The 24,208-nt window shown below is 47.4% G+C and carries 20 protein-coding genes; 12 read left to right on the forward strand and 8 right to left on the reverse strand.

The features are described from left to right. Positions 1 to 324: 324 nt before the first annotated feature. Together RQM65_RS13930 and RQM65_RS13935 are read left to right on the forward strand one after the other, a co-directional pair. Positions 325 to 1,365 carry a hypothetical protein gene (locus RQM65_RS13930; protein WP_314015936.1) on the forward strand — a complete coding sequence of 347 codons (1,041 nt, stop codon included), beginning with the start codon at positions 325 to 327 and terminating at the stop codon, positions 1,363 to 1,365. A gap of 76 nt (positions 1,366 to 1,441) precedes the next feature. After that, positions 1,442 to 1,594, forward strand: a complete 153-nt coding sequence (locus tag RQM65_RS13935; RefSeq protein WP_314015938.1) for a YqaE/Pmp3 family membrane protein — start codon at positions 1,442 to 1,444, stop codon at positions 1,592 to 1,594. Positions 1,595 to 2,106: 512 nt separating this feature from the next. Here RQM65_RS13935 and RQM65_RS13940 read toward each other — a convergent pair. After that, positions 2,107 to 2,658 (reverse strand): fasciclin domain-containing protein, encoded by a 552-nt coding sequence (locus tag RQM65_RS13940; RefSeq protein ID WP_314015940.1) that lies wholly within the window; start codon positions 2,656 to 2,658, stop codon positions 2,107 to 2,109. A gap of 343 nt (positions 2,659 to 3,001) precedes the next feature. Between RQM65_RS13940 and RQM65_RS13945 the strand changes: the two genes are divergently transcribed. The 5 genes from RQM65_RS13945 to guaB all read left to right on the forward strand — a co-directional run bounded on the left by RQM65_RS13945 (position 3,002) and on the right by guaB (position 11,268). Next, on the forward strand, positions 3,002 to 4,327 hold the full coding sequence (locus tag RQM65_RS13945) for a DUF4856 domain-containing protein (protein WP_314015942.1): 1,326 nt from the start codon (positions 3,002 to 3,004) through the stop codon (positions 4,325 to 4,327). Positions 4,328 to 4,459: 132 nt separating this feature from the next. Next, on the forward strand, positions 4,460 to 5,611 hold the full coding sequence (locus RQM65_RS13950) for an imelysin family protein (RefSeq protein WP_314015943.1): 1,152 nt from the start codon (positions 4,460 to 4,462) through the stop codon (positions 5,609 to 5,611). After that, complete coding sequence (locus RQM65_RS13955; RefSeq protein ID WP_314015945.1) at positions 5,601 to 6,968, forward strand: HTTM domain-containing protein; 1,368 nt, start codon at positions 5,601 to 5,603, stop codon at positions 6,966 to 6,968. The genes RQM65_RS13950 and RQM65_RS13955 overlap by 11 nt, the downstream gene beginning before the upstream one ends. Before the next feature lie 28 nt (positions 6,969 to 6,996). Continuing rightward, positions 6,997 to 9,480 carry a TonB-dependent receptor domain-containing protein gene (locus RQM65_RS13960; RefSeq protein ID WP_314015947.1) on the forward strand — a complete coding sequence of 828 codons (2,484 nt, stop codon included), beginning with the start codon at positions 6,997 to 6,999 and terminating at the stop codon, positions 9,478 to 9,480. A gap of 315 nt (positions 9,481 to 9,795) precedes the next feature. After that, positions 9,796 to 11,268: an IMP dehydrogenase gene (guaB, locus tag RQM65_RS13965; RefSeq protein WP_314015949.1), complete on the forward strand. Its 1,473-nt coding sequence runs from the start codon at positions 9,796 to 9,798 to the stop codon at positions 11,266 to 11,268. Positions 11,269 to 11,482: 214 nt separating this feature from the next. Here guaB and RQM65_RS13970 read toward each other — a convergent pair whose 3' ends face one another. Together RQM65_RS13970 and lysA are read right to left on the reverse strand one after the other, a co-directional pair. Next, positions 11,483 to 12,019, reverse strand: a complete 537-nt coding sequence (locus tag RQM65_RS13970; protein WP_314015950.1) for a thioredoxin family protein — start codon at positions 12,017 to 12,019, stop codon at positions 11,483 to 11,485. Positions 12,020 to 12,082: 63 nt separating this feature from the next. Continuing rightward, positions 12,083 to 13,357, reverse strand: coding sequence for a diaminopimelate decarboxylase (lysA, locus tag RQM65_RS13975; protein ID WP_314015951.1), 1,275 nt, complete (start codon positions 13,355 to 13,357; stop codon positions 12,083 to 12,085). Positions 13,358 to 13,679: 322 nt separating this feature from the next. Here lysA and RQM65_RS13980 point away from each other — a divergent pair, with 322 nt between their 5' ends. From RQM65_RS13980 to RQM65_RS13990, 3 genes are all read left to right on the forward strand, one after another. Then, a complete protein-coding gene (locus RQM65_RS13980) occupies positions 13,680 to 14,318 on the forward strand; it encodes an LON peptidase substrate-binding domain-containing protein (RefSeq protein WP_314015953.1) in 639 nt (212 codons plus the stop codon). Between the two features lie 39 nt (positions 14,319 to 14,357). Further along, positions 14,358 to 15,551 (forward strand): ADP-forming succinate--CoA ligase subunit beta, encoded by a 1,194-nt coding sequence (sucC, locus tag RQM65_RS13985; RefSeq protein ID WP_314015955.1) that lies wholly within the window; start codon positions 14,358 to 14,360, stop codon positions 15,549 to 15,551. Positions 15,552 to 15,747: 196 nt separating this feature from the next. Continuing rightward, a complete protein-coding gene (locus tag RQM65_RS13990) occupies positions 15,748 to 16,083 on the forward strand; it encodes a hypothetical protein (RefSeq protein ID WP_314015957.1) in 336 nt (111 codons plus the stop codon). A gap of 97 nt (positions 16,084 to 16,180) precedes the next feature. Here the strand turns inward: RQM65_RS13990 and RQM65_RS13995 are convergent, their stop codons facing one another. After that, the gene (locus RQM65_RS13995) at positions 16,181 to 16,570 is read right to left on the reverse strand and encodes a DUF1456 family protein (protein WP_314015959.1); all 390 of its coding nucleotides are present in this window, start codon (positions 16,568 to 16,570) and stop codon (positions 16,181 to 16,183) included. Positions 16,571 to 16,848: 278 nt separating this feature from the next. Between RQM65_RS13995 and RQM65_RS14000 the strand changes: the two genes are divergently transcribed. Then, positions 16,849 to 17,274, forward strand: a complete 426-nt coding sequence (locus tag RQM65_RS14000) for an Hsp20/alpha crystallin family protein (protein WP_314015961.1) — start codon at positions 16,849 to 16,851, stop codon at positions 17,272 to 17,274. A gap of 404 nt (positions 17,275 to 17,678) precedes the next feature. Here RQM65_RS14000 and uvrB read toward each other — a convergent pair whose 3' ends face one another. The 3 genes from uvrB to RQM65_RS14015 all read right to left on the reverse strand — a co-directional run bounded on the left by uvrB (position 17,679) and on the right by RQM65_RS14015 (position 21,718). Continuing rightward, the gene (gene uvrB, locus RQM65_RS14005) at positions 17,679 to 19,667 is read right to left on the reverse strand and encodes an excinuclease ABC subunit UvrB (RefSeq protein WP_314015963.1); all 1,989 of its coding nucleotides are present in this window, start codon (positions 19,665 to 19,667) and stop codon (positions 17,679 to 17,681) included. Positions 19,668 to 19,986: 319 nt separating this feature from the next. Next, positions 19,987 to 20,820 (reverse strand): ABC transporter permease, encoded by an 834-nt coding sequence (locus tag RQM65_RS14010; RefSeq protein ID WP_314015965.1) that lies wholly within the window; start codon positions 20,818 to 20,820, stop codon positions 19,987 to 19,989. 1 nt (position 20,821) lies between these two features. Continuing rightward, on the reverse strand, positions 20,822 to 21,718 hold the full coding sequence (locus RQM65_RS14015) for an ABC transporter ATP-binding protein (protein WP_314015967.1): 897 nt from the start codon (positions 21,716 to 21,718) through the stop codon (positions 20,822 to 20,824). A gap of 81 nt (positions 21,719 to 21,799) precedes the next feature. Between RQM65_RS14015 and RQM65_RS14020 the strand changes: the two genes are divergently transcribed. Then, positions 21,800 to 22,882 carry a hypothetical protein gene (locus RQM65_RS14020; protein WP_314015969.1) on the forward strand — a complete coding sequence of 361 codons (1,083 nt, stop codon included), beginning with the start codon at positions 21,800 to 21,802 and terminating at the stop codon, positions 22,880 to 22,882. A 148-nt stretch (positions 22,883 to 23,030) separates the two neighbouring features. Here RQM65_RS14020 and RQM65_RS14025 read toward each other — a convergent pair whose 3' ends face one another. Continuing rightward, positions 23,031 to 24,089, reverse strand: coding sequence for a nucleoid-associated protein (locus RQM65_RS14025; protein ID WP_314015971.1), 1,059 nt, complete (start codon positions 24,087 to 24,089; stop codon positions 23,031 to 23,033). Positions 24,090 to 24,208: the final 119 nt, after the last annotated feature.

The raw sequence follows: 24,208 nt of genomic DNA on the forward strand, positions 1-24,208 counted from the left end.
AACCAGCGGAGAAGTTCTTTGCCAGGCAAGGTTACCGGCAACCGTTTTGTCGTTGAACTCCTTCAGAAAGTCCAAAAATCGGGCACGGGGAAAAAAGGAACCTATTGAATGGGATACCAAATAAAACTTTAGAATTATAGATTAATAGCGATGCATTACATTCTTTTGAGAATATGATAACTACCTCTACACAAAATGTGATATGCGTTAACAATTCTTCCGATAGTTTTAATCCGAATGTCATAGAGCAATTAGTTTTGCCAAAACCTATCAGGGTATACGAAATCCGCTCAGGTACAAAATATAGACTAAACATTAAAGAATATGGAAGAAACTACGATTGCACAGATCAATGAAAGTCCGAAACGTATTTCACGGATTTCTTGGGGAGGCGTTTTGGCAGGTACCCTGACCACCTTGGCCCTCATGTTTTTACTCAATATTCTGGGACTGGGCATCGGCCTGACTTCGATAGATCCCTTGACCGATCCAAATCCCTTTAGCGGCATCGGCACGGGTACGGCCATTTGGTGGATTCTTTCCAATGCCGCCGCCTTATTTACGGGAGGTCTTGTCGCGGCTCGCATGTCCGGTTATACTTCTAACATAGACGGTGCCCTTCACGGTTTTCTCGCATGGGCGCTATATTTGGTAGTCGGGGTATGGATGGTTACCGCTACGGTCGGCGGGGCCCTCAACGGTATCGGCAATATGGTCTCCGGCCTAGTGGGCGGCGATTCGTCAAAAGATGTCACCGTACAGGTAGAAGACGCTTTGAAAGCAGGTAAGGAACAAGCGCAGGGCACCTCGGAAACCATCAAACAGCAAATGTTCGACCTTATCAATACCGGAGAGAAGTATAATGTACTGCCCGCCGATGCTTCGGAAGAGACCAGCGAATTCTTGCAGGAAACTAAAAGAGACCTCAAGCGGATGAACCTTGAGAACGATATCGAGAGCTATGTGAACGACCTTTCCTTTGACTTGGACAAGGAAGGGAATCTTAGCATAAATTCGGACAACGACGAATTTTTCGACGTTGAGAAGATAAAACAGTCCCTCGCTGAGAACACCGAGTTGAGTGAAGCAGAAATCGATGGGGTCATTGAAAAGTGGGAAACCCGAATGCAGAACATGGTAGATACCATCGAAGAGACCTACGCGGAAGCGAAGGTGAAGGTGGAGCAATATAGTGAAAAGGCCACTGATGCCGCTGGAACTTTTAGTATTGTCGCCTTTCTCATTTTGCTCCTAGGGGCAGGTGCCGCTTTATTTGGAGGCGTTGTCGGTTCGCCCGATTACGCGGTCTTAGTCGATGAGGACAGGAAGCGGCGTGGTAAGACCAGACCGAATCCGAAAGTATAATATCCCGCAAAATCCAAATGCAGACGGACACTCATTCGATTCCGCTTAATTAATAATAATCTTAAATTACATAGATATGTCATTAGTAACAATTATTTTAAATATTCTTTTACCACCATTGGCCGTTTTTATGAACCATGGGCTTGGAACAACCTTTCTAATCAGTGTACTCCTGACATTGTTGGCATGGCTTCCAGGGGTGATACATGCATTTATCGTGAACGGTTGAAACAATCTTCACGGTCACTACTTAAGTCAATTGCTATGTAAAAGAAGGCCGGGAGAAATCCCGGCTTTTTTATTCTATGAGGTGAGCCCCATCCTTTTTTTGTAAAAGCAAGGTTTTCAGAACCGATTGGGAGATAGATACCCCCCTGCCTGTCGGACAGGAAGCGAAATGGGGAACTATTTCCCCGATTCCAAGAACACACTTGCCATGACCACCGTGCACCTCTGGGCGGAACTATTACACCAAATGAATCTCAAGCGGATAGGTTTCCAAGTACCGGTATCGACGGTGATAAAGAAACCACGGTCAACGAATTTGGTCAGTGCTTTGCCAAAGGAAGTGATGATATTAGGTTTGGAGTCAACTATCGAAGCCCGGCCGATAGCAAATACTCCGCCTTCTGATCACAGGTTTGGCTCGGTTGATTTTTATGATAAGAGAAGCCCCGCCGGAACAATCTCTGGCGGGGCTTTTCTTTTATTGCTCTAAAATCCCAGCGGGATTATAACGGATTAGTCAATCATAAAAATCGATCGGTTCGGAACGATTATGTCATTTACGATATGAATAATACCATTCGAGGCTTCAATGTCGGACCTGATTATCTTGGCACCGCCAATGAATACGTTGTCGTATGTATCTCGAGTTACCGTTATTTCATCGGGAGAGGGACCGGTCATTACTTGATCGTCCTTAAAGTCGACTTTCATATTTTTCGTCGGCATAATATGATACTTTACGAATTCCATTAATTCTGTTTTATTTCCTGGATTCGTCAACTCCGAGAAACGCTCGATGGAAATGTCGCGAAAAGCATCATTGGTGGGGATAAAGACAGTATGTTCATCGGTCATCAACATTGAGGGGGTCAGTCCTGATAGGTTAACCAGATTGACAAAGGTGGAGAGATTTGGATCCATCGATGCCAATTCAAGGGTGGTATAGTTTTTTGTGTCGTCAATGTTTTCAAAAACTTTTTGGCCCGACCACTGGGCGTTGGTCGCAAAGTTGAAAAATAAGAGCGTTAGACTCAATGTGACAAGGTTCTGTATTCTTTTTTTCATTACAATAAATATTTAAGGTTGATAAATATCCTTTTCAAAGGATTTGCGCAGTGTCGAAACGGATTGTATCCTAATCGACTCCTGTAAAATAAAATATGCTGTTCGAACAGTTTAACTGTATTCATTCCATCCTTAACGCTATTGAAAAACGGTATTTATCGGCATGGGATGCACCTATCTTTTCCGTTACAATGATTCAACCCAATCCTACTTCTTAAGATGCACCCAAGGTGTGAGGTCTTATTTATTTAGAATTATTACAAATAATCTTTGGTAAATAAAGCTCCCTGTTTTAGATTTGCGCATCTATTTAAAACAAGTCTAAATAAAAACGGAACCAAAAATGAGAAAATTTGCCTTGGCCTTAAGTGTTGTGGCCGCTGTTGCGATGATGTCCTGCAGCTCTGATGATAACGGTATTGACGAAGAGGCAGTAGCCCCGACGTGCAACGACGGCATCCAAAATGGGGATGAGACCGGGGTGGACTGTGGTGGTACTTGCACGCCTTGCGAGACCGACGCCGAAAATCCTATTGAGAACCCGGATACCTATTCTTTCGAAAGAAACGGGGAAAGCACCGTAAACTTTAGCGGGCAGATTACCAGGTTAAAAATGGGCGGGGAATTCGTGTCCGCCTTGACGGACAATACGAATACCGCCACAAGCCTGCAGGCCATGTACGCACACGAGGAGGGGGACGCTGATTTTTCGGATGCCGATCTGAACGCTTCGGGTAAAAACCTGAAAAGCAAAACCGCGGCCTCCAAAGATCTGTTCGCTAATAACGCCACGGATCAGGCCGCCATCCGTTCGGATTTCGACGGTTGGATCAACGCCCAGGTCGATGAGGTCTTCACCAATTGGGAGACGGCAGCCGCTGCCGGGGTCGCGGGACAAATAGCGCAAGGCGAGAAAGTGCGCTATATTAATGGGATGGGACTGGAATACAACCAGATGATCGCCAAGGGACTGATCGGAGCGTTGACGCTCGATCAGATCGTAAACAACTATTTAAGTCCGGCTGTCCTTGACGAAGGCGACAATCGGGCGGAGAACGATGCCGGTACCTTGGCCGAAGGGAAGCCGTATACCACCATGGAGCATAAATGGGACGAGGCCTATGGCTATCTATTCGGCCTGAATACGGATACCGCCAATCCGGTAGCCGGTGAGAACGACGGGGACCGATTTTTAGGAAGTTATATCGGACAGGTGGCCACGGATCCTGATTTTAGTGATCTGATTACCGCTTCTTACGATGCCTTTAAATTGGGAAGGGCCGCGATTGTGGCCAAGGACTACGAGGTGCGCGATGAACAGGCTAAGATTATTACCGCCAAATTGGCTTTGGTCCCTTCCGTGCGGGGCGTATTCTACTTGCAGGCCGGAAAAAATGCCTTGATGGCCGAAGTGCCGAACTATGGCGGCGGGTTCCATGCCCTGTCCGAGGCGTACGGATTTATTTACAGCCTTCAGTTCGCCCAAAATCCCACTACAGGAGATACCTTCTTCACCAAGGCTGAAGTCGAGGCGATGTTGGAGCAACTACTCGGAGACGGTGAGAACGGTCTGTGGGACGTGACTCCGGAAACCTTGGATAGCCTATCAGAAACTATTGCCAACAAATTCGGATTCACCGTGGAGCAGGCGGCCCCGGTTATGGAATAAGGTTTTTCTTAAGGTACAGGCCGCGGATTTTCTGACATCCTGTCCAAGCAAAATTTAAGGGATAGTTCCATAGCTATTTTGGAGTTATCCCTTATTTTTGCAAAGTTGATTTAGAATAAATAAAAATAAGCTATGCGTAGAATTTTGGGAGGATTGATGGTGTTAATGTTCATAGGGGCCTGTTCGTCCGACAACAACGGAGGCTCGGGAATTTCCGACGACGTCGATTCGAATCCAGAGCCAGACACAGGTGGGACCTTTGAACGGGGGGCGATGTTGGCCAACTGGGCCGATAACATCATTATTCCGGCCTATACCGACTTTTCCACGAAACTGACCGAACTATCCAGCGAATATGACACTTTTAAATCCGATTCCAACGCGGGCAATTTGGCTGCGCTGAGGGCCTCATGGGTAGCGGCGTACAAAGCGTGGCAACACGTCGTGATGTTCGAGGTCGGTCCCGCTGAAACTGTGGGACTGCGGTTGAACATCAACGCCTATCCTACCGACACCGAGGTCATCGAAAGCAACGCGGGAAACGGAACCTACGACCTAAAGCTTCCGTCCAACCGCGTAGCCAAGGGCTTTCCGGCCCTGGACTATCTTATCAACGGCATAGGGGAGACGGATGAGGATATCACTGCAAAATTAAGCTCGGATACCGGTAAGGCTTCGTATATTCCGTATATAGAGGCAATCATCAGCGACATGCAAAGTTTGACCGAAGAAGTAGTGTCGGAGTGGCAGCAGGGCTATCGCGATACCTTCGTAAAAAACGACGGGGCCTCGGCGACCGCATCGGTCGACCGTTTCGTCAACGCGTACATCTTTTACTACGAGAAGTTTTTAAGGGCGGGTAAAATGGGGATTCCCTTGGGTGTTTTTACCGGAACGGCCCTTCCCGGAAATCTGGAAGCCTACTATGCCGAAGACTTGGCAAAAACCCTGTTCTTGGAGGGCCTGAACGCCTCTCAGGATTTTTTCAACGGGAAACATTTCGGATCGGATGCGAAAGGCGAAAGCTTGGCCTCCTATCTCGACGCCCTGAACTCTCTCAAGCAAGGCGAGGATCTGAACGAGATCATTAACGAACAGTTCGAGGTCGCCCGTCAGTCGGTCACTGCGCTAAACACTTTCCGGGAAGAAATTGAGAACAATGCCTCGCCGAACGATATGTTCGAGGCCTACGATGAGGTACAGCGTCTGGTTCCCTTATTCAAGGTCGACATGGTTTCCGCGATGAGTATCAGTATTTCCTATGTGGATGCCGATGGCGATTAACTTGAAACCATACATCACGAAACCCGTAGAGGCCGCCCCTTTGGCGGTCTTTCGTATTCTTTTCGGGGCGATGATGCTGTTCGGACTCCTTCGTTTCGCCAGTTATGGCTGGATCGACACCCTGTATATCCGGCCCCGATTTTTCTTTTCCTATTATGGCCTCGAATGGATCAAACCTATAGGAACCTATACCTATCTGATTTACCTGCTATGCGGGATAGCAGCGCTAATGGTGTCCATCGGCTACAAATACCGCTTGGCCATTATCGTCTTCTTCCTCAGTTTCACCTATATCGAGCTGATGGACAAGACCACCTATCTCAACCATTACTATTTTACGAGTGTACTCGCATTTTTAATGATTTTTCTTCCCGCAAACGCGTATTATTCGGTCGATGCATACCTACATCCGAAAAAATCTTTTCAGAAAATTCCCGCGTGGACCATCAACAGTATCAAGTTGCTGCTTGGCATGGTCTATTTCTATGCCGGTCTCGCCAAACTGAACTCCGAATGGCTGTTCGATGCCATGCCCCTGAGAATATGGTTGCCCTCTAAATTCCATATTCCGCTGGTGGGCCATTTTTTTGATTTGGAATGGGTGCATTACGCCTTCAGTTGGGCCGGAGCGGGTTACGATCTGGCCATTCCCTTTCTGTTGCTGTACCGCAAGACCCGGCCGTTCGCCTTTATCACGGTGGTGGTTTTTCATATGATGACCTGGGTCTTGTTCCCCATTGGGATGTTCCCTTATATCATGATCATTTCCACCTTGATCTTTTTCGATGCCAAGCTGCATCATCATTTTTTACGCGGATTCGATAGACTCGTTAAACCGGGTAAATCGCATTACGATTCCGGCAGGATTTTAACCTACCGTCCGACTTTCGCCAATCGGATTATGAACACCGTAATCGTAGTTTTCTTCGGGATACAGTTACTGCTGCCCTGGAGGTATTTGCTTTATCCAGGGGAATTATTTTGGACCGAGGAGGGATACCGGTTTTCTTGGCGGGTCATGTTGATGGAAAAATCCGGGTACGCTCAATTCAGGGTGGTCGATGGGGAGAGCGGAAAGTGGTTTTACGTGGATAATTCGGATTTCCTGACGCCCTTTCAGGAAAAGCAAATGGCCACCCAGCCCGATTTTATCCTAGAATACGCCCATTATCTACAACATCATTTTGAACAGGACGGGCATAAAAATGTGGCTATATATGTGGATAGCCAGGTAAGTTTGAACGGCCGTTTGAGTACCCCGTACATCGATCCGAATGTCGACCTGACCGAAAAAAAGGAATCATTTGCGCACAAAAATTGGATACTCCCCTTCACGGATGAAATCAAAGGAATATAATTACGCACTTAACAATGGTTTGTCAAGGATGGTCGCAAGTCTGTTGAATTTCAAGGGCCTGTTATGGCTGTTACTGCTCACATCCGTTTCGGTCTGGGGCCAACTTTCCATTTCGGGAAGCGTATCCGGTCCCAACGGCAAACCCGTTTCCGAGGCCGAGGTCTATCTCAAGGAAATCCAGCAACTTGAAACTACCGATGCCGAAGGTAATTTCCAGTTTTCGGACCTGCCCGGGGGAAAATACACGCTCGTCGTCTTCGCTTTCGAATATGAAATTTATGAAAAGGAACTCCTTTTTGATATCCCTTTTAAGCTCGACATCAGACTCGAGCCCTTACGGACAAAAGAGCTCTCCGAGGTGGTGTTGACCCAACGCCGGGAGCGTATCTTCGCTTTAGAGCGACTGAAAAAAGTCGAAGGCACGGCCATCTTTGCCGGTAAAAAAAGCGAAGTGGTGCTTTTGGACGGCATCACCGGGAACTTGGCCGCCAACAACGCCCGACAGGTGTACAGCCAGGTCGTGGGACTTAACATCTATGATAACGGGGACGCAGGCCTGCAGTTGAATATCGGGGGCAGGGGACTCGATCCGAACCGTACGGCAAATTTTAACACCCGCCAGAACGGTTATGACATCAGTGCCGATGTACTGGGGTACCCTGAAAGCTACTATACTCCACCCGCCGAGGCCCTTGAGAAGATCCAGGTCGTGCGCGGGGCCGCTTCCCTACAGTACGGCACCCAGTTCGGGGGCTTGGTCAATTTCAAGTTCAAACGTCCGGATCCCACTAAGGAAATAGAGCTCGTCACCCGCCAGACCCTAGGTTCGAACCAGCTTTTCACCAGTTTCAACAGCCTCAGTGGTACCGTTGATAAATTCAGCTATTACACCTATTTCAATTACAAGAACGGAAATGGGTTCCGGCCCAATTCCCAGTACAAGAGTAAAAATTTCTACTCCCATCTCGGATATCAATTTTCGGAACGTACCAGCTTGACCCTGGAAACCACCTTCCTCAACTATCTGGCCCAACAGCCCGGGGGACTCACGGATGCCCAATTTTTGGAAGACCCCACCTTCAGTAACCGGGAGCGGAACTGGTTTGCAGTGGATTGGAAGCTGTATTCCCTGAGATTGGACCACAAATTTTCCCCGCGGACGGATTTCAGCCTGAACCTTTTTGGGTTGGATGCTTCCCGGAAAGCCCTGGGCTTTCGTACCAACCGCGTTTCCCAACCCGATGACCCGACCGAACCCCGGGAACTGCTCATTGATAATTTCAACAACTGGGGTGCCGAGGCGCGAGTGCTTACGCGGTACGACCTTCTTGCCGGAGAATCTGCTTTATTGTTAGGGGGGAAGTATTACCAGACCCAAAACGACCAACGTCAAGGTCCCGGAACTGCCGCTGCGGATCCGGACTTTAATTTTGCCGACGAAAGTTTTCCGAATTACGAACGGCAGTCGCGATTTGAGTTCCCCAACCTGAACCTGGCTTTTTTCGGGGAGAACATTTTTAACCTCACCGATAGACTGGCCATCACCCCGGGCTTCCGTTTGGAACATATCAAGACCGAAAGTAGGGGCAGTTATAGGAACATCGTGCTCGACCTGGTGGGAAACCCGCTACTGAACGAAGAAATCGAGGATAACCGGAGTTTCAATCGCAGCTTTTTGCTCTTGGGGGTCGGCGCCTCTTACAAGGCATTCCCAAGTGCGGAAGTGTACGGCAATTTTTCACAGAACTACCGTTCGGTGACTTTTAGTGATATCCGGGTGGTCAACCCATCCTTTCAAGTGGATGAGAACATTGACGATGAAGATGGCTTTACCGCTGATCTCGGGTTTAGGGGAAAGTTCAAAGAACTGTTATCCTACGATATCGGCGCCTTTGCCTTGAAATATGACAATCGATTGGGCGAAATTTTAAAACCCGCCACCCGACCCGGGGAAAATGGGGAGGAAATCGAGACCGGGGGCATCGTCCGGTTTCGGGGCAATATCGGAACCGCCTTTATGTACGGGTTGGAGAGTTTTGTCGATGTAAACATAAAGCAGGTCCTGTTTCCCGCTTCCGAAAAATCAAAACTGAACTATTTCATCAATCTGGCCCTGACCCGGTCGGAATATACCTCCTCCGAAGAAAATAACGTCGAAGGCAACCAAGTGGAATTCATCCCCGATGTCAACGTAAAGACCGGATTGAACTTCGGATACGGCAATCTCCTGGGAAGTTTACAGTACACCTACCTCTCCGAACAGTTCACCGACGCCACCAATGCCCCCCAGGATGTGAACGACAACCAGCGGGGCATCGAAGGCAGTATTCCCGCCTACGACGTCTTGGACCTGAGCCTTTCCTACACCTACAAAAAGTGGAAGCTAGAAGCCGGCATCAACAACCTGTTGGACCATAGCTACTTCACCCGAAGGGCGACGGGCTACCCCGGCCCCGGAATCATTCCCGCCCAACCGCGGACGTTCTATACGACGTTGCAGTTGAAACTTTGAAAGGAGATAATAGAATAGGGTGAAGAGAGCAGGGAGTAGGTACGGAAGGGCAGGGACGTAGTATGTGTAGCGGATGCAGATCAGTTATATAGGACATGTGCCGGATCAGAGATCACATGTCTATGGAAAATCCTGCCCCACGTCCCACAAAAGTCCCCGGTGGGGAATTTTTAAGATCGTAGAATTCTCAATTTTGTTGTCCGACCTGTGGGATTTAGGCAAATCCGGTAACTAGTCCTTGTTCTTTACTCCATGAGCGCAACGGTCCTTCCGTCTTTTTTTACTACTTTTGCACGCAATTAAATCCATAATTGCATGCAAGTCCACCACGATAAAATTTTAGGCGAAGGTCTTACCTACGACGACGTTCTGCTTGTACCCGCCTATTCCGAAGTACTTCCCAGAAAAGTAAACATCCAGTCGAAATTCACGCGCAACGTACCTATTAACGTGCCCATTATCTCCGCGGCCATGGATACCGTTACCGAATCGCAAATGGCCATTGCCATGGCACAGGAGGGCGGTATCGGGGTGTTGCACAAGAACATGACGATCGACGACCAGGCCATCAAGGTGCGCAAGGTGAAACGCGCCGAAAGCGGAATGATCATCGATCCGGTGACCCTGCCGCTGGATTCCAAGGTCAGGGATGCCAAGGCAAATATGAAGGAATATAGTATCGGAGGCATCCCTATTGTAGATAACGGAGGGAAATTGCTCGGTATCGTGACCAACCGTGACCTGCGGTTTGAAAAGAACGACGAGCGACCGATTTCTGAGGTAATGACCTCCGAGAACCTGGTGACGGTCGGGGAGGGGACCTCCCTGGAACAGGCGGAGGATATCCTTCAGGAAAACAAGATCGAAAAACTACCTGTGGTCGATGCCAATTATAAGCTGGTGGGATTGATAACGTTTCGCGATATCACTAAATTGACCCAGAAGCCTATTGCCAATAAAGATACTTACGGGCGTTTACGCGTGGCCGCCGCCATCGGGGTCACTCCCGATGCCATCGACAGGGCCGCCGCCCTGGTCGAAGCCGGGGTCGATGCCGTGGTCATAGATACCGCCCATGGCCATACCCAAGGCGTCGTACGCGCTCTAAAGGAAGTCAAGAACAAATTCACAGATCTAGAAGTGATCGTAGGCAATATCGCTACCGCCGAAGCGGCCAAATATTTGGTCGAAGCGGGAGCGGATGCGGTCAAGGTGGGAATCGGTCCCGGGTCTATTTGTACAACCAGGGTCGTCGCGGGGGTCGGATTTCCCCAATTTTCTGCCGTATTGGAAGTAGCTACGGCCATCAAAGGAAGTGGCGTTCCCGTTATCGCGGACGGTGGTATCCGATACACAGGTGATATTCCCAAAGCCATCGCAGCGGGGGCGGACACCGTCATGTTAGGGTCCCTTCTCGCCGGTACTAGGGAATCCCCGGGGGAAACCATTATCTACGAAGGTAGAAAGTATAAATCGTACCGCGGTATGGGCTCGGTCGAGGCCATGAAGGAAGGCAGTAAAGACCGTTATTTTCAGGATGTAGAGGACGATATCAAAAAATTGGTGCCAGAAGGAATCGTCGGCCGGGTGCCCTATAAAGGGGAGCTCTACGAGAGTATCCACCAGTTCATCGGGGGCTTACGGGCCGGCATGGGCTATTGTGGCGCCAAGGATATTGCAGCTTTAAAGGAAAACGGACGTTTCGTGAAAATCACCTCCAGTGGTATCCATGAGAGCCATCCCCACGATGTTACGATTACCAAAGAATCGCCGAATTATAGTCGATAGAAAGCTTTACGTCAACTTTGAAAAAGTTTTGTAGCAACCATGTCCCGTTTTCCCTATCTTTCTAAAAAGAACGAGAATTTTGAAAAACATTGGGTTTACCATAGTTGCTATATTATTTTTCTCGTGCTCCGATAGTGATGACAACGTCGTCTTGACTGAGCATCCAGAATTAGGGGGAACATGGTTGCTAGTGCAGCAGTATAGAACTTTAATTTCACCTCCCACTTTGCCCAGAATACGCCTTCCAATCCTTCTCCTTATAAATATCGTCCCCAAAATACTTGGCGATGTTGAGAAACGGCTGCGGTTTTTGGTAGCCGGGCACGGGGGATAGCATGTTCATCTCCTCGTCCAAAAAAACGGTGGTCGGGTAGCTTAGCCGGCCTTGCATCAAGGTCGCCGCAAATTCGTGGTAGCCTTTTCTGCCCTGGGGCACATATTTGTAGGTTTTTCCCTTGAATTCGATGGGCTCCTTGCCCTCGCCGTCCAATTTGACCATGTAGAAATTTTGGGACATGTAGGCGGCTACTTCCTTATTTTGAAACGTATCCTTGTCCATCTTCTTACACCAACCGCACCAATCCGTGTACACGTCGATGAAGATTTTTTTGGGATTTTTTTCGGTGGCTGCCAGTTCCGCGGCCTCGCTCCAAGAGAGCCATTCGACGTCTTGGGCGTTGCTTGCAACGGATGTGAAACCCATACCGACTATCAGGATGGCCTTGAATATAAATGAAGAAATCGTTTTCATAAAGTGGGATTTATTGCCGTTGGGTTTCAACAACTATACCAAAAAAACGAAAATATAGGCACTTTATTTTGCTTCCGCCCCCTCCTTTTTCTCGATGTCCTCTTTCTCTTGCTCGGTGTCCTCAGGTACGAACAGGTCCTTCACATCTACTTGATGTCTGATCAGGTCGTCAAAGATTTCCCTTTCCCGAATCAAAATGGCCTCCCCGTTGTGCCATAGCACTTCCGCGGGTCGAAATCGGGAGTTGTAGTTGCTCGCCATCATAAAGCAATAGGCCCCGGCATTTTTAAAGCGGAGGACGTCCCCCTCCGAAATCTCGTTGATGCGCTTATTGCTGGCAAAAGTGTCGGTCTCACAGATATACCCCACAACGGAATAGTACCGCTCCCGGCCATCTGGGTTCGAAATATTGTCGATATGATGCATTGCCCCGTACAACATCGGCCGGATCAAATGGTTGAAACCACTATCTATACTGGCGAATACGGTAGAGGTAGTCTGTTTGACCACATTGACACGGGCTAAAAAGTGACCGGCCTCGCTTACCAAGAACTTACCGGGCTCGAAGGCCAAGGTCAGTTCCTTGCCGTAGTCCTTACAGAACGCATTGAACCGGGCACTCAATTTCTTGCCGAGTTCTTCGACGTTGGTCTCAATGTCCCCCTCCTTATAAGGCACCTTAAAGCCGCTACCAAAATCGATAAAATCGAGATTCTCGAAATTCTTTGCCGTCTCGAAGAGAATTTCCGAAGCATACAGAAAAACATCGATATCCAAAATGTCGCTTCCTGTATGCATATGTATGCCGTTCACGTTCATATTGGTCAATTCTACGATACGCAGCAAATGGGGAATCTGATGGATGCTGATGCCGAACTTGGAGTCGATATGTCCCACGGAAATTTTGGTGTTGCCACCGGCCATGACATGGGGATTGATGCGGACGCACACGGGAACATCCGGATGCTTGTTGCCGAACTGCTCCAATATCGACAGGTTGTCGATGTTGATGCGAACGCCCAATTTCGAGGCTTCCTCGATTTCTTCCAACGAGACGCCGTTGGGGGTGAAAATAATATCTTCTGGTTTGAAGCCCGCCAATAGGCCCAATTGTACTTCCTGAATGGAAACGGTATCGAGCCCGCTGCCCAAACTGTTCATCAGCTTCAATATCGCGATATTCGATAGGGCCTTTACCGCGTAGTTAAGCTTCAAATATTTGACGCCATCAAAAGCCTTGGTGAGGCGGCGGTACTGGGAAATAATTTTTTCCGAATCATAAACATAGACGGGAGCGCCATGGGAGGCGGCAATTTTCAGGAGATCGGCGTTTTTCATGAACGTTGTTGTTACAATGGATGACTTCGTTATAGACGATGTCGATGTATGAGTAGCTACAAATCTAAGTCCTTCCGGCGATATGGACAAAGAATTTGAGGTAGAAATATAAAATGTAACAAATTGTTTGTTTTGAAACATTCTTTAACCTCTTGGGGTTGAATTACCCGATTCTTGCATCGAAGAGTTACTTAATTGGGATTTTGGATTTGTTTTTTTGGAATTTGATACCTCTTGTGCTTACATCGAGGTAGTGCATTAGTCGACCCCTTGAGTTGGCGATTGTTCTTTTGCGTTGTATTTTTATCCGAAAATGAACGCCATGAAACTTCCCTTATTCCCCTTGCAATCTATATTCTTTCCCGGGGAGACCGTCCCGTTGCACATTTTCGAGGAGCGTTACAAGCAGCTGATACGCGATTGCCGTAGAGAGGCGATAACCTTTGGTATTCCGGTTTACATCAACGATACGATGGCTTTCGGTACCGAGGTCCAACTGGTGGAGGTCGTAAACACCTACGAAACTGGAGAAATGGACGTGACCTGCGTAGCGCGTCAGGTTTTTCGGATTCTCAATTTTGAAAACGAATTGGAGGGGAAATTATACGCTGGGGGTGAAATCGAATTTCTCGATAATATCAACGATGCGGATAAGACATCAAAACGCGAGGTGCTCGATAAGTTGCATCAACTTTACGTCCTGATGGATGTGCCCTTTACCCCGTTGCCCGTCGAAAAGTTCAATAGCTATGTGCTGGCGCATAAAATGGGACTTTCGTTCGAACAGGAATATCAGCTTCTGCAACTGCGAAAGGAGAGCGATCGCCTTACCTTTATAGTATCGCATCTGGAATCTACCATTGCGGTGTTGCAGGAAGTCGATCGCACAAAACAGACCATAGAGATGAACGGGGATTTTAGAAATTTCGATCCTTTGGATTTTAAGGACTTTAAAATCTAAATCCTTACTTTTGTGCCTGAACTTAAATACATCCTGTACATGAATCTTCACGAATACCAAGGAAAAGAGATATTGGATAGCTTCGGCGTACGCATTCAACGCGGCATCGTGGCCCACAATCCCAAGGAGGCCGTAGATGCGGCAAAAAAGCTGACCGCCGAGACCGGAACGGGCTGGCACGTTGTCAAGGCTCAGGTGCATGCTGGAGGCCGCGGAAAGGGCGGTGGGGTAAAACTGGCCAAAAACCTGAAGGAAGTAGAGGAAGTGGCAGGGGAGATCATAGGGATGGACCTGATCACTCCGCAGACCTCCGCCGAGGGTAAAAAAGTACATCAGGTACTCGTGGCTGAAGACGTGTATTATCCCGGGGATAGCGAGACCAGCGAATTCTACATGTCCGTTCTCCTGAACCGGGCGACCGGAAGAAACATGATTATGTATTCGACCGAAGGGGGTATAGACATCGAAGAGGTGGCCGATAAGACGCCACACCTTATCTTCAACGAAGAAATCGATCCGGCTACGGGACTTTTGCCTTTTCAAGCGCGAAAAATAGCTTTTAACTTGGGGTTGTCCGGTACGGCCTTCAAAGAAATGACAAAATTCGTCACCTCCCTGTATAAGGCGTATTCAGAGAGCGATTCCAGTATGTTCGAAATCAACCCCGTGTTGAAGACTTCCGATGATAAGATTATGGCGGTGGACGCCAAGGTGTCCATCGATGACAACGCGCTGTTCCGAAGGAAGGAGTACGCAGAGATGCGTGATTTGCGGGAAGAGAATCCCATTGAAGTGGAAGCCCGTGAGGTGGGACTGAACTATGTGGACCTGGATGGCAATGTCGGCTGTATGGTCAACGGTGCCGGCTTGGCCATGGCGACAATGGACCTTATCAAAATGGCCGGCGGTGAACCTGCCAACTTTTTGGACGTCGGGGGTACCGCGGATGCCAAAAGGGTAGAGGAGGCGTTTCGTATTATTCTAAAAGACGATAGCGTAAAAGCGATATTTATCAATATCTTCGGTGGTATCGTGCGTTGCGACAGGGTGGCGCAGGGCGTTGTGGATGCCTATAAGAACATGGGCGATGCCATGAAAGTGCCGATTATTGTCAGATTGCAGGGTACCAATGCCGAAGAAGCCAAGAGTATCATCGATAATTCCGGATTGGCGGTACATTCCGCCGTACAGTTCAAGGAAGCTGCCGACAAGGTGAAGGAGGTCCTTAGTTGACAGGAGAGTCCATAAGTAATTTAAAAAGCCGTGCTATACTAGATAGCGCGGCTTTTTTTATGGGTTATGTTAAAAGATTAAAAAATATGTAACAATAGTGTCGATTCAATCGTCTTTATAACAACTTCATCAATCTTTATTAACCGATTCCTAAAGCACACCGTGAATCAGCGGGGGAGTCAAAAACGAACAAATCATGAGAAAATTTAGTATAGTGCTGGCAGCTGCAATGCTGCTTTCTGTAGGGAACGTATTTGCGAACGAAGGGGTTCATGTAGATCCTTCCAAAAGCTTATCCGCTCAAATTTCAACTTTGTTAAAAGACCACACCTTCAGCCAAGATCGGGGCGAAGCGTTCGCACAGGTCAGGTTCACTCTAAACAATGAACACGAAATTGTGGTGCTGTCGGTCGACACCGATGATCGAAAGTTGGAAGCGTTCGTAAAGCATCGTCTAAATTATCAAAAAGTGGAACTCGACGCTTACAAAGAGGGTAAATTATACACTATTTCAGTACGGGTTGAGCCCTAGAAACTGAAGACTCGTCAGTCGATTGAAGATCATTTTCAAATCTGGCGGGTTGGTCTCTTCAAAGAACTCGAACGTTGGATGGTCCGATGGGCACGGCCTATGATTTCGTAGGCCCGTGCTTCGGGCGAGGCTTGTTCTTGTTCTTGTACTTGACATTGGTGATGTCCCTGTCCACGTTTTTACGTTGCTGAGCCTTGAAACCAGGATTTTTTCTTACAACGGATTTCGGGTCCTTTTTGGAAAGCACATCTCCGGGGTTTTTTGGATTATCCTTGGTGCCCCGCAGATAAATGACCAATCCGTTCAGAAAGTTGCGTAAAATCTGATCTTTACATTCCATATAATTGGGGTGGTCCTCCTTTCTAAAGAAAGCACCCAGTTCACTCTTTCCGATTTTGAAATCGACCAAGTTGAGGATGTCTATAATGTCATCGTCCCTGAGCTTTAAAGCTACCCGTAGCTTCTTGAAAATATCGTTGTTCGTCATTGACCTGTTTTTTTGACAAGGTAAAGCAAAAATAACATATTAGGCCGCCCTGTGGGCATTAACCTTGCCCTGTTTACGAAAGCTAACGGTCCAAATTGTCGCATCTTTGATGCAGATTGCCCGTATTGCTCTCGTTGAACTTCGGAGGCCATAAAGAAAAGCGACAAAATGGCACCAATAACTCAATTCAAGCTGTCATAAAGGCAGTATCAATGTATTGGTACATCCTTTGCCTATATCCTATCGAAATCGAAGTTCAACTAAAAAAGATAGATATCATGAGTATTGCAAGACGAAACAATTTGGTTTTTCCATCCCTGATGAATGAAATTTTCAAGCCGGACTGGTTTGGGGGTATGGATAGTGCTGCTGCCAGTGTTCCAGCGGTAAACATTAAGGAAAATGAAAAGGATTTTGAACTTGAACTGGTCGTGCCAGGAAGAAAAAAATCTGATTTTAACATCGAAGTGGATAAGGATGTTCTTAGCATTTCTTCGGAAGTCAAGAAAGAGGATGAGGTCAAGGAAGAGAATTACACTCGAAGGGAATTCGGATTCAGTTCTTTCAAGCGTGCTTTTACGTTGCCCGAGACCATCGACGGCGATAAAATAGAGGCCGACTATAAAGACGGCATCTTGAAATTCGTTCTGCCGAAAAAAGAAGAGGCACTGCCCAAGCCAAAAAGAATGATTGAATTGTCGTAACGCTAGAAGTTGAAACGGCAAAAAAATTATGTTCCCATACCGTTTTGGTAGGTTTTCATAATGGTTGCCTGCCGCTTAGGCAGGGTTGGTTTAGTTGGTTAGTTGAGGAAGGCGTCTTGAGAAATCGGGACGCTTTTCTTTTGATATAGGGCGGGGTTCGCCATATCTCTCGATGGGTGTGCCTCGGGACCTATTGTAGTATCTTTAAGTAGTTTTTTAAGATTTAGACTTGTCTAAAAAATGACAATAAAATATTAAAGACCAGTTGCTTGAATTAGTATATGTGAAGTTACTATTTAAAAAATTTGTCTTTTAGGGAAACGTGTGAAAATTACCGATTTTTAGGCGATTTCACGGGCAAGGAAAGGAAAATTTAATAGTTCGTATTCTTGTAACGGGATAGTTTAATCCTGCTCCTTTAGCATGTTGATCTCATCGCGGAGTTGGGCCGCCTGCATAAAATCGAGTTCCTTGGCCGCTTTTTCCATGGCCTTGCGTTTGGTACGGATCAATTTTTCGATCTGGTCCTTGGTCATGTATTCAAGTTCGGGTTCGGCGGCACGAAGTTCCTCCTTTTCGAAATGGTAGGTAGAAACGGAATTTTTGGCCAGTACACTGTCCAAATTCTTTTTCAGGGCTTTGGGAGTAATATTGTGCTCCTGGTTGTAAGTCATTTGCTTTTCCCGGCGATAATCGGTTTCGTCCATTGTCTTTTGCATACTGTCCGTAACCTTATCGGCATACATAATGGCTTTTCCATTGAGGTGCCGGGCCGCGCGGCCTACGGTTTGGGTCAAGGAGCGGTTGCTTCGGAGAAAGCCTTCTTTGTCCGCATCCAATATGGCGACCAGGGAGACTTCAGGTAGGTCGAGTCCTTCCCGCAAAAGGTTCACACCGATAAGCACATCGAATATCCCTTTTCGAAGGTCTTGCATGATTTCCACCCGTTCCAAGGTATCCACATCGCTGTGGATATAGCGGCAACGGACGTTGATACGGCTCAGGTACTTGGCCAGTTCTTCCGCCATTCTCTTGGTCAGCGTGGTGACCAAGGTGCGTTCATCCTTTTCCACGCGTTGCTGGATTTCCTCCACCAGGTCGTCGATTTGGTTTTGGCTGGGACGGATTTCTATGACGGGGTCGAGGAGTCCGGTAGGTCGGATAACCTGCTCCACATAGACCCCTTGGCTCAATTGCAGTTCATAGTCCGCCGGGGTGGCACTGACGTAGATGACCTGGTTCTGAAGGGCCTCGAACTCCTCGAATTTCAAGGGTCGGTTGTCCATTGCGGCCGGAAGCCGGAAGCCGTAATCCACTAGATTGACTTTCCGCGAGCGGTCTCCCCCGTACATGGCATGCACCTGGGGAATCGTGACGTGGCTTTCATCGACCACCATCAGGTAGTCATCGGGAAAATAATCCAAAAGACAAAAGGGGCGCGTACCCGGCTGGCGGCCGTCCAGATAGCGGGAATAGTTCTCGATACCCGAGCAGTATCCGAGTTCCCGTATCATTTCCAGATCGAAATTGGTGCGTTCTTCCAAGCGTTTCGCCTCCAAGGGTTTTCCGATATCCTTAAAATAATCGATTTGTTTGACCAGGTCGTCCTGAATCTGGTGGATGGCATTTTGTAGCACGTCCTGGGAGGTGACGAACATGTTCGCGGGGTAGATGTTCAGGGTTTCATAGACTTCTAGCACGTTGTTGTTGAACGGATCGAAGGCCTCGATTTCCTCGATTTCGTCCCCAAAAAAATGGATGCGGAAGGCATGGTCGGCATAGCTGGGAAAGACATCTACGACATCCCCCTTGACCCTAAAATTCCCATTTTTGAAGTCCACCGTAGTCCGAGAATAGAGTCCCTGTACCAATTGATGGAGGAATTTGGTGCGCGCGATGACCTGGTCCTTTTTGATGGAAATCACGTTTTTCTTGAACTCCACCGGGTTCCCGATACCGTACAGGCACGATACCGAGGCCACCACGATGACATCGCGCCGCCCCGAGAGCAGGGAAGAGGTGGTGCTCAGCCGCAGTTTTTCGATATCCTCGTTGATAGAAAGATCTTTTTCGATGTAGAGTCCCGAGGTGGGGATAAAGGCTTCCGGTTGGTAATAATCGTAATAGGAAACAAAATACTCCACCGCATTCTCCGGAAAGAACTGTTTGAACTCGGAATAGAGCTGCGCGGCCAAGGTCTTGTTATGTGCGAGCACCAAGGTCGGGCGCTGCACGTTCTCGACGACGTTGGCCACGGTGAAGGTCTTTCCCGATCCGGTGACCCCGAGAAGCGTCTGGTACCGTTCCCCCTCTTCCATTCCCTGGGTCAATTGTTTTATCGCCTCGGGCTGGTCGCCAGTGGGTTCGAACTCTGATACTACCTTGAATTTCATCCCCTAAAATTACAAAAGAAGTGGGGATTTGAAGGAGTGGGTTCAGGGATAATTTGAACGCTTTTCGCTGACATTTTTATGCCTTTCCCTTTTCAGGAATAAACGGTCTCAGCTCCGACGATCTTAACTCAGACGGTCTTAACTCTGTAGGTAATGGCGTATCAATTATCGGGAACTTGTCAGGTCAATTCTCCCAACGTCGCTCGAGACAGGCGCAGACCAGACCTATTCGGGTGAGCGAAAAGGTTTGTTATGAGAAATTACTATTGGTCTCTAGCCAACCCTTTTAGAGGGGCACGCCTCTTCTTGAGTTTATTCCTTACAAATCGCGTTTTTTGAGCAGGGCGTAGGACAGGTAAACGCAAAGGGCCGTCCAGCAGAGTACAATGGCAATTTGATACCAGTGTACTTGATAATCAAAATTAAAGTTCTCTCCAATTTCCTTGGCCACGGATTGTACGGCTTTCAGCCTGGTAAAGGGTTCTTGGATCAGGTTGGACATGGATTGTAGCGGGAGAAATCCCTTGATCGCGTTCGCGGTGTCCCATGAAACGAATTTCCATCCTAGGATGCCGTACAAAACCTGTTCCACGATGGCCCATAGAATGAGGAACCCCAACGCAAAGGCAGAACGCTTTACCCATATCCCCAAAAAAAGACAAAAAGAGAAAAAACCGACCAGCTTCACAAAGAAGGCCAAAAGATACTCCAAATCGGAGAATATGATCGGCAGTTCGTTAAAATCGGAATAAATTGCTCCGAGAATCAATGACACTATAAATACAAAGACCGTGGAAATCAAGGCGAAGGAGATAGCGGTCAGGAACTTGGAGAGGATGAATTCCCGTTTCGAAAGTCCGTCAATAAGATTCTGTTTTATGGTTTTGTTGCTGTATTCGTTCGACATCATGGACACGATGACAATGGCCAAAAAAAGTTTGAATAGCGCCGCGATATAGGTGTTGAAATGCCAGATGTAAGGAAAGTTGAAAATACCTTGGTCCGCCAGGTGAAATTTAACGGGGCCAATATCGAAACGTATGGCGGCTACCAGGGCGATAGAGGTCAATAAGATGAAATAGGATATTATCAGGACCTTACTGGCCCGGTTGTTCCAAAGTTTGATAAACTCGATCTGTAAAAGTCGTACCATGCTACTGATTTTTGGTCAAGGTCAAAAATTGTTCTTCGAGGCTTTCCTTTCTTTTTACCAAGTGCGAAAGCGTGATGTCCTGGGCAAAAAGGACCTTGTTGAGTTCCGTGGCGTCCATTTCTTCCTTCAGGATGGCCGTAACCAGGCCTTTATCTACCTTGACCGGGCCGAAGCTGGCGTTCTTTTCAAGATAGCGCACCAAGTGTTCGGTGTTTTCCGCCCGAAGTTCAAAGAATCCATGGCTGGCCAGCATCCCATCAACACGCCCGGAATAGAGTTTTTCGCCTTTTCTAAGTATGACCACGTGGCTACAGACTTTCTCGACCTCGTCCAGCAGATGGGAGGCCAATAAAATGGTAGTGCCCTGGGATGCTATGGTCTTGATGATTTCCCGTATCTGATGAATACCCTGTGGGTCGAGTCCGTTCGTAGGTTCGTCCAAAATCAATATTTCCGGGTCGTTGAGTAGGGCCGAGGCAATGGCCAGGCGCTGTTTCATGCCCAGGGAATAGGTTCTGAACTTGCTGTTCTTACGGTCCAACAAGCCTACGAGTTCGAGTTTTTCCGAAATCTTGGTATTCGGTACATCCTTGATCCTGCATACGAGATCTAGATTCTGAACCGCCGTCATGTAGGGATAAAAATTCGGCCGTTCGATAATGGCGCCCACTTTTTTCAGGGCCTCGTGCGTGGAGCTATTCCCGTCGAACCATGCGAAATTTCCAGCCGTTCGGTTGACAACGTTCAGTACAATGCCCAAGGTAGTGGACTTCCCGCTTCCATTGGGACCAAGAAGGCCGTACACATTCCCCTTTTCTATGGTGAAGGATAAATCACTTACGGCAACAAGTGGTCCGAATTTTTTGGTCAGGTGGGTTACAGTGAGTATGTTTTCCAAGGTTGATGGGATTAAAGGTGTTCCGCCAAGAGTTATCAACAAGACGATAAAAACGTAAATTTGTTACAAAGTAAAAGGAATATGTCCGAAGAAAAATTGATGTCGAAGAAAAAACCTGCTTATCCGGTCAACGATAAGCTGGATGCCTATTTAGAGCACTACAACCGAAAGATCGAAATTCCGATCTTTTATGAAGACCTGTTGCGCTTCTCCGGTTCGGTGGTGGTCTATGATGCCAATGATGAAGATACGCTTTGGGTACGGGCCTACTACCCTGAGTTTGAGCGGAAGGAAATTGATGACAGTCTCAAACGGGTCTATTCGATCTTACATTCCGACGGGAGCAGCAATATCAGTCAATACTTGAACGTCGATGCCGTGGATTACTGTACTTTCGGCAATTCCAAACCTTTCCGTATCCGTATCCGAAACATTCTCAATGACAACTTCACCTATTTTTACGTCAAGAAAACGGATGCCTCCCGTATTTACGGCCTGGAGTTAGAGCACATGCTTTCGCCCTACAATTTAAATTTTTTGGTCTATAAAGATACCTTGATCGAAGAGCATATTGCCGGAATTCCCGGGGACGTCTTTATAAAGGAAATGTTGCCAAGCTGTACGGAATCGGAAAAGGCCCAGTTGGCCAAGGAATTCGTAAAATTTAACGAAAGATGCATGATTCGACTTTTGGGCGATATGCGGTCGTACAACTATGTGATTGTGCCAGTACACGATTTTGATCACGTGGTCTATCGGATTCGCGCCATCGATTTCGATCAGCAGTGTTATGAGGGACGGCTGAACGTCTATCGTCCCCAGTTTTTTAAGGAAAACTTTGAAATGGTGGAGCTTGTACGCAAAAAGTTATTGCGGGATTCCGTTGATCAGTATAAGTTGGAAGAGCGTTCTATCGTGGCCAAGCGTATCCTCAGTTCCGGAAACCGGATAAAAAGGCTACGGTCCATTGCCAAAAAGGATACCATCTCGACCACGGCGAACATGAAAATGCTCCGAGACCAAATTTTGGATCTCACGTTGGACATCAAGTTTAAAAAATGCAAGTCCATGGGTGAGGTGCTCGATTCGGCTCTAAATTTCGTCCGCCGTAACTATCAGGGAGTAAGTATGAAACAGATCATCGAACAGAAGATCAAGATTTAGCGAAAAGGGAACAGTGAGCAGAAAGCAGTAAATAGTGAACAGTATTTATGAGATTTCAAAATCTTTTAGCCTATCGTAAATCCTTTATCCTCGCAATGAATAGTTTTGAACCACTGACCACTGACCACTGACCACTGACCACTGACCACTAGCTCTTCTCCTCCTTGTTGAAATACACTAAGTAGTAGTACATCTGCCGCTCTTCGTCCCATCCTTTTTCAACGAATTTTTGGGCGGATTCGGGATTGATGAAGTCCATCTTGATCTGGATATTGGTATCTAAATTGATGACGTTCTTGATTTTTTTTCTGGCGTCGGATACGGCCTTATTGGCAATGTTAAAGTTTGAGACGTCCTCAACGCTATATTTGGGTCCCTTTTCCACCTTATAGTGTTTGAACTCGGGAATGAACTCGGGGTTTTCCATGACCTCGTTCAGAAAGTTGCCTTCCTCAAAATTATCGTTCTTGGCAAAGTGGTTGACGGCGCGGTTCATAAACAACACCTCCTGTTGCTTGTCCTCCGCCGGGAGAACGACATCTTTGGCAAAATTCTGGCAGAACTTCAGGTAGTTTTTAGTGTAGAAATTCTCGTCGGCCAAAGGGGTCGCACCCAAAAACTCCTCCAGCCAATATTTGGTATCGTAGCGGTTGCTGTCCACCGACAATACCTTATACCCCTGCTCCTCGTTGACGTTGAAAATCAGGCATCCTTTGTCGAGTTTGTTGATATTGATACCCTGTTGGATGACGAGATCTAGATTGCTTCCCCTTTCCTCGAACTGGAGAAAATCCTGCTTTAGCTCGCTCTTGAAAATTCCAACGGCATCTGTTTTCACGTTATCCAACAGAATGCCTGTCAAATGGGCGACATAGAGTTCCCCGCTCTTGATATGCGGATGGTTGGATTGGGCGAACAGATGTTTGGCGATGTTCTTGGAATTCGCGTGGGTCGTTTCGGGATCGGCGAAAATCGCGGACGCGAACTTGTAGATTTCATTGAATTCGACGTCGGCCTCATTGGATAGTGTAAGGTAGTTTTCCTCTTTTTCTCGGAAGGGTTTAAAGAAATACTCCTTGAGCAATCCCGTTGTTTCGTCGTTGAGCCTAAAAGGTTCCTCGGAAAGAAACAGACCTTCTGCCTTGGTTTTGTTTCCCACACGATGGAGGGATATGGATTCGATTTGGGTAGAATACAGGTTTATCATGGGTTGTAAAGTTCAAGTGTCAAGTGCAAGTTCAAAAAAATACGGACGCTGAAAAAGGTTTACCAGTTTATGGGATTGTAAAGACAGCTACGTAACTACTAGATTACTGGTTACTCATT

This window comes from Pricia mediterranea (assembly GCF_032248455.1).
GTDB lineage: Bacteria > Bacteroidota > Bacteroidia > Flavobacteriales > Flavobacteriaceae > Pricia > Pricia mediterranea.

Coding starts and splice junctions, on each gene's coding strand:
- RQM65_RS13930 (WP_314015936.1), top strand. CDS start 325: ATGGAAGAAACTACGATTGCACAGATCAATGAAAGTCCGAAACGTATT.
- RQM65_RS13935 (WP_314015938.1), top strand. CDS start 1,442: ATGTCATTAGTAACAATTATTTTAAATATTCTTTTACCACCATTGGCC.
- RQM65_RS13940 (WP_314015940.1), bottom strand. CDS start 2,658: ATGAAAAAAAGAATACAGAACCTTGTCACATTGAGTCTAACGCTCTTA.
- RQM65_RS13945 (WP_314015942.1), top strand. CDS start 3,002: ATGAGAAAATTTGCCTTGGCCTTAAGTGTTGTGGCCGCTGTTGCGATG.
- RQM65_RS13950 (WP_314015943.1), top strand. CDS start 4,460: ATGCGTAGAATTTTGGGAGGATTGATGGTGTTAATGTTCATAGGGGCC.
- RQM65_RS13955 (WP_314015945.1), top strand. CDS start 5,601: ATGGCGATTAACTTGAAACCATACATCACGAAACCCGTAGAGGCCGCC.
- RQM65_RS13960 (WP_314015947.1), top strand. CDS start 6,997: ATGGTCGCAAGTCTGTTGAATTTCAAGGGCCTGTTATGGCTGTTACTG.
- guaB (WP_314015949.1), top strand. CDS start 9,796: ATGCAAGTCCACCACGATAAAATTTTAGGCGAAGGTCTTACCTACGAC.
- RQM65_RS13970 (WP_314015950.1), bottom strand. CDS start 12,019: ATGAAAACGATTTCTTCATTTATATTCAAGGCCATCCTGATAGTCGGT.
- lysA (WP_314015951.1), bottom strand. CDS start 13,357: ATGAAAAACGCCGATCTCCTGAAAATTGCCGCCTCCCATGGCGCTCCC.
- RQM65_RS13980 (WP_314015953.1), top strand. CDS start 13,680: ATGAAACTTCCCTTATTCCCCTTGCAATCTATATTCTTTCCCGGGGAG.
- sucC (WP_314015955.1), top strand. CDS start 14,358: ATGAATCTTCACGAATACCAAGGAAAAGAGATATTGGATAGCTTCGGC.
- RQM65_RS13990 (WP_314015957.1), top strand. CDS start 15,748: ATGAGAAAATTTAGTATAGTGCTGGCAGCTGCAATGCTGCTTTCTGTA.
- RQM65_RS13995 (WP_314015959.1), bottom strand. CDS start 16,570: ATGACGAACAACGATATTTTCAAGAAGCTACGGGTAGCTTTAAAGCTC.
- RQM65_RS14000 (WP_314015961.1), top strand. CDS start 16,849: ATGAGTATTGCAAGACGAAACAATTTGGTTTTTCCATCCCTGATGAAT.
- uvrB (WP_314015963.1), bottom strand. CDS start 19,667: ATGAAATTCAAGGTAGTATCAGAGTTCGAACCCACTGGCGACCAGCCC.
- RQM65_RS14010 (WP_314015965.1), bottom strand. CDS start 20,820: ATGGTACGACTTTTACAGATCGAGTTTATCAAACTTTGGAACAACCGG.
- RQM65_RS14020 (WP_314015969.1), top strand. CDS start 21,800: ATGTCCGAAGAAAAATTGATGTCGAAGAAAAAACCTGCTTATCCGGTC.
- RQM65_RS14025 (WP_314015971.1), bottom strand. CDS start 24,089: ATGATAAACCTGTATTCTACCCAAATCGAATCCATATCCCTCCATCGT.